Origin of the sequence: Noviherbaspirillum denitrificans (genome assembly GCF_002211445.1) — a bacterium.
Taxonomy (GTDB): domain Bacteria; phylum Pseudomonadota; class Gammaproteobacteria; order Burkholderiales; family Burkholderiaceae_D; genus Noviherbaspirillum; species Noviherbaspirillum denitrificans.
This window is the reverse complement of sequence record NZ_LSTO01000001.1, coordinates 60,034-63,541: the sequence shown is the minus strand read 5'-3', so window position 1 is coordinate 63,541 and position 3,508 is coordinate 60,034. Positions and strand designations below refer to the sequence as shown.

At 60.0% G+C, this 3,508-nt stretch carries 4 protein-coding genes; 2 read left to right on the top strand and 2 right to left on the bottom strand.

What is annotated here, in order from left to right:
- On the bottom strand, positions 1 to 775 hold a 775-nt coding region (locus tag AYR66_RS00370), incomplete at its 3' end, for a response regulator (RefSeq protein WP_141104134.1).
- A gap of 113 nt (positions 776 to 888) precedes the next feature.
- Here AYR66_RS00370 and AYR66_RS00365 point away from each other — a divergent pair.
- Entirely contained in the window at positions 889 to 1,404 is a 516-nt protein-coding gene (locus tag AYR66_RS00365) for a C40 family peptidase (protein ID WP_170942012.1), read from the top strand.
- A 5-nt stretch (positions 1,405 to 1,409) separates the two neighbouring features.
- On the opposite strand, the gene AYR66_RS00360 is transcribed toward AYR66_RS00365, so the two are convergent.
- Positions 1,410 to 2,327: a patatin-like phospholipase family protein gene (locus AYR66_RS00360; protein WP_088705849.1), complete on the bottom strand. Its 918-nt coding sequence runs from the start codon at positions 2,325 to 2,327 to the stop codon at positions 1,410 to 1,412.
- Positions 2,328 to 2,463: 136 nt separating this feature from the next.
- Here AYR66_RS00360 and AYR66_RS00355 point away from each other — a divergent pair, with 136 nt between their 5' ends.
- Positions 2,464 to 3,507 (top strand): Fe(3+) ABC transporter substrate-binding protein, encoded by a 1,044-nt coding sequence (locus AYR66_RS00355; protein WP_088705848.1) that lies wholly within the window; start codon positions 2,464 to 2,466, stop codon positions 3,505 to 3,507.
- Position 3,508 lies beyond the last annotated feature (1 nt).

The following is a 3,508-nucleotide window of genomic DNA, read 5'->3' as shown; positions in this document are numbered from 1 at the left end:
TGGCGATGGCGTTCCAGACCCGCCGGGCGAAGAGGCGGGCGGCCTCGTTGTTGATGCCGCTGGTAACGAGGATAAACCCGGTCTCGCCGGTGCGCGACACCAGGTCGCTTGCCCGCACCGTCCGAAGCAGGAGCTGGCCGATGGCATCGACGACACTCGCTGGCGGCGCGGCGGCCCCCTCCACTTCTGCGTGGCGGAAACCAATGCAGACGTTCAGCACGATGAAATTCTTCTTGCCCGTTATTGATTGGGCAAGGAGCTTGTCCGCTTGTTCCTGAAGCGCCTCGAGCGGCATCAGCGGCAATTGGGGACCGGTCGCCATGTCGCGGATCAGGGTTTCCAGGCTGCGCTCGAATTCGCGCTGGGTGCCGACGAGCCGTGACAGGATTTCAAGACGCGACAGCAACTGGGCCGTGCCAATACCCTTGGTAACGAGATCAGTAGCACCCGCAGCCTTGGCACGTTCACGCTCTTCCTGCTCGTCGCTGCCGGACACCACGACAACCGGAATGTCGCGGATGCGGCTGACCTTCGACGCGCGGATACGCTTGAGCAAACCGTAACCATCGAGTTTGGGCATGGTGAGGTCGGTAATGACCACGCGAATGCTCGGGTCAAGCAGCAAGGTTTCCCATGCCTGCTCGCCGTCGAGCGCCTCGCGGAATTCGAACATTCCCTGGATGTGCTTGATAAGTGTGGCGCGCACGATGCGGGAGTCGTCCGCAATAAGTACGCGCGGTTTGACCGGGAGGTCGAGTGAGCTTGGTTGGGTCATGCCTGGCTTGATGTGATGCTTTGTAACAAAGCATAACGCCGCGCAATAATTTTTGACAGCACACGCAGGCTTACCGTACATTCTGGCAGTCGATGCAGGAACCAATTGCACTTATGACAATATCACTCCGATTCTTCCGACGACTGCTGTGCGCCGGCATGCTTTGCCTGGCCCTGCCGTCGTTTGCGGCGGACCAGGCAGCCCCGGAGCAAACCACTGCATTGATGAAATTGCAAGACCTCACTTCGCGCGCATCCGAACTCGCGTTGCATGCGATGGGGTTGATCGGCATCCGCTACAAGTATGGCGGCAATGCTCCTGAAAACGGACTCGATTGCAGCGGACTGGTACGTTATCTATTCAAGGAAGTCTGGGGCAAGGAATTGCCGCGCACGTCGGAAGAAATCAGCCGGGTCGGCGAAAAAATCGATACCAAGGAACTGCAGCCCGGCGACCTGGTGTTCTATAACACACTGCGGCGTGGCTTCTCGCATGTCGGCGTATACCTCGGCGACAACAAGTTCATCCATGCGCCTTCCGGTGGCGGGCAGGTGCGCATCGAGAGCATGGACTTGAGTTACTGGAAAAACCGCTTCAACGGCGCTCGCCGCATCAACCAGGCCGAATAATTCTTCTACTGCTCGCGCCTCTGGGCGAGCTTCTTCCTGATTTCCGGCATCAGTGCGGCGGCTGCCTGCTCGCCCGCAAGAATCGCGTTGTTCCTGCCGGGGAAGTCATTCCCTTTCATCGAGCCCAGTCGCGGCTGGATCACAATGTCCGCTTCCTTCAATTCGAAGGCATTGATGCTCTGTCCCATGATGGCAAATGTCTGCAGCAGCACCTCCAGTGTGCTGGTGGAGGGTTGTGCGTCGGGTTGGGACGAAATATTGACGGCAATGATGAAGTCCGCCCCCATCTCGCGGGCAAAGCGCACCGGTACCGGTGAAACCAGGCCGCCATCCACATAGGAGCGTTCGCCGACCCGCACGGGCTGGAAAACACCGGGCACGGCCGACGATGCGCGCACTGCCGCGCCGGTATTGCCGCGCTGGAAAAGGACCGCTTCGCCATTTTTCAAGTCGGTGGCGACCGCGCCGAATGGAATCTTCAGCTTTTCAAGCGGGGCGTTATGGACCGCCTTGTTGACATAGTTCTGCAGGGCCTCTCCCTTGAGCACACCGGTGGCCTTGGCAAACAACGGGACGGACCAATCGGAGATCGCGGCCTCGTCCATTTCGAGGGCGAGCTTGTGGAGTGCAAACCCGTTGTTCCCGGCCGCGTATAGCGCGCCGACCAGGCTGCCCGCGCTCGTGCCAACCACGACGTCGGGAACAATGCCCTGCGCTTCCAGCGCCTTGATGACGCCGATATGCGCGAAACCGCGCGCGGCGCCGCCGCCAAGCGCGAGGCCGATCCGGACAGGACGGGCGGATTTTGCGGGGGAAGCGGCAACGGGTTCCGGCGCTACCGGTACGGGATGCGGCGTGGATGCACAGCCGGCAACCAGGACAGCCAGGGATGCCAGGACAAGGGCAAGCTTGATGCGGATCATAAAAATGCGAAGTGGTACAGAAGGAAGGCGCATTTTAGCGGAGGACAGGCTCCAAACACTAATGAGAATGATTCCTATTTATATAAAAAGGGACTATACTCGCCTTGCAAAAACTCATTCTCAACAAGGAAAAATAATGACCCGCATCCTCCTTACGAAGATTGCCGCCGCTTGCGTGGCAGTATCCGCAGCAGGTTTCGCGCAGGCGCAGGAAAACGTCCTGAACCTTTATTCGGCCCGCCACTACCAGACCGACGAGCAGCTGTACTCCAATTTCACCAAGCAGACCGGCATCAAGATCAACCGCATCGAAGCGGACGACAACGCCCTGCTCGAGCGCCTGAAGAACGAAGGCAAGAACAGCCCGGCCGACGTGATCCTGATGGTCGATGCCGCCCGCCTGTGGCGTTCGCAGATCGACGGCCTGTTCCAGCCGGTGAAGTCGAAGGTGCTGGACGCCCGCATCCCCGCCAACCTGCGCGGCAAGGATGACGGCAAGGGTTCCGAATGGTACGGCTTCTCCACCCGCGGCCGCATCATCGTCTACAACAAGGCCAACGTGAAGCCGGAAGACGTCGCCACCTATGAATCGCTGGCCGATCCGAAGAACAAGGGCAAGGTCTGCACCCGTTCCGGTTCGCATCCGTACATGCTGTCCATGATCGGCTCGATGATCGAGCGCAACGGCGAAGCAGCGACCGAGAAGTGGGCCCAAGGCGTGGTCAACAACTTCGCACGTCCCCCGCGCGGCGGCGACACCGACCAGATCAAGGGCGTGGCGACCGGCGAATGCGGCGTGGCAGTGGCGAACACCTACTACTACGTGCGCCTGCTGCGCTCGACCAAGCCGGAAGAGAAGGAACTGATGAGCAAGGTCGGCTTCGTATGGCCGAACCAGAAGACCTCCGGTACCCACCTGAACATTTCGGGCGGCGGTGTCGCGAAGAACGCTCCGCATCGTGAAGCCGCGGTCAAGTTCCTCGAGTACCTTGCCAGCGATGAAGCGCAAGGCTACTTCGCCGACGGCAACAACGAATGGCCGGTCGTGACCAGTGCCGTCGCCAAGAACCCGACGCTGGAAGAAATGGGCAAGTTCAAGGCTGAAAACGTGTCGATCGCGACCATCGGCAAGAACCAGGTTGCCGCACAACGCATCCTCGACCGCGTCGGCTACAAGTAAT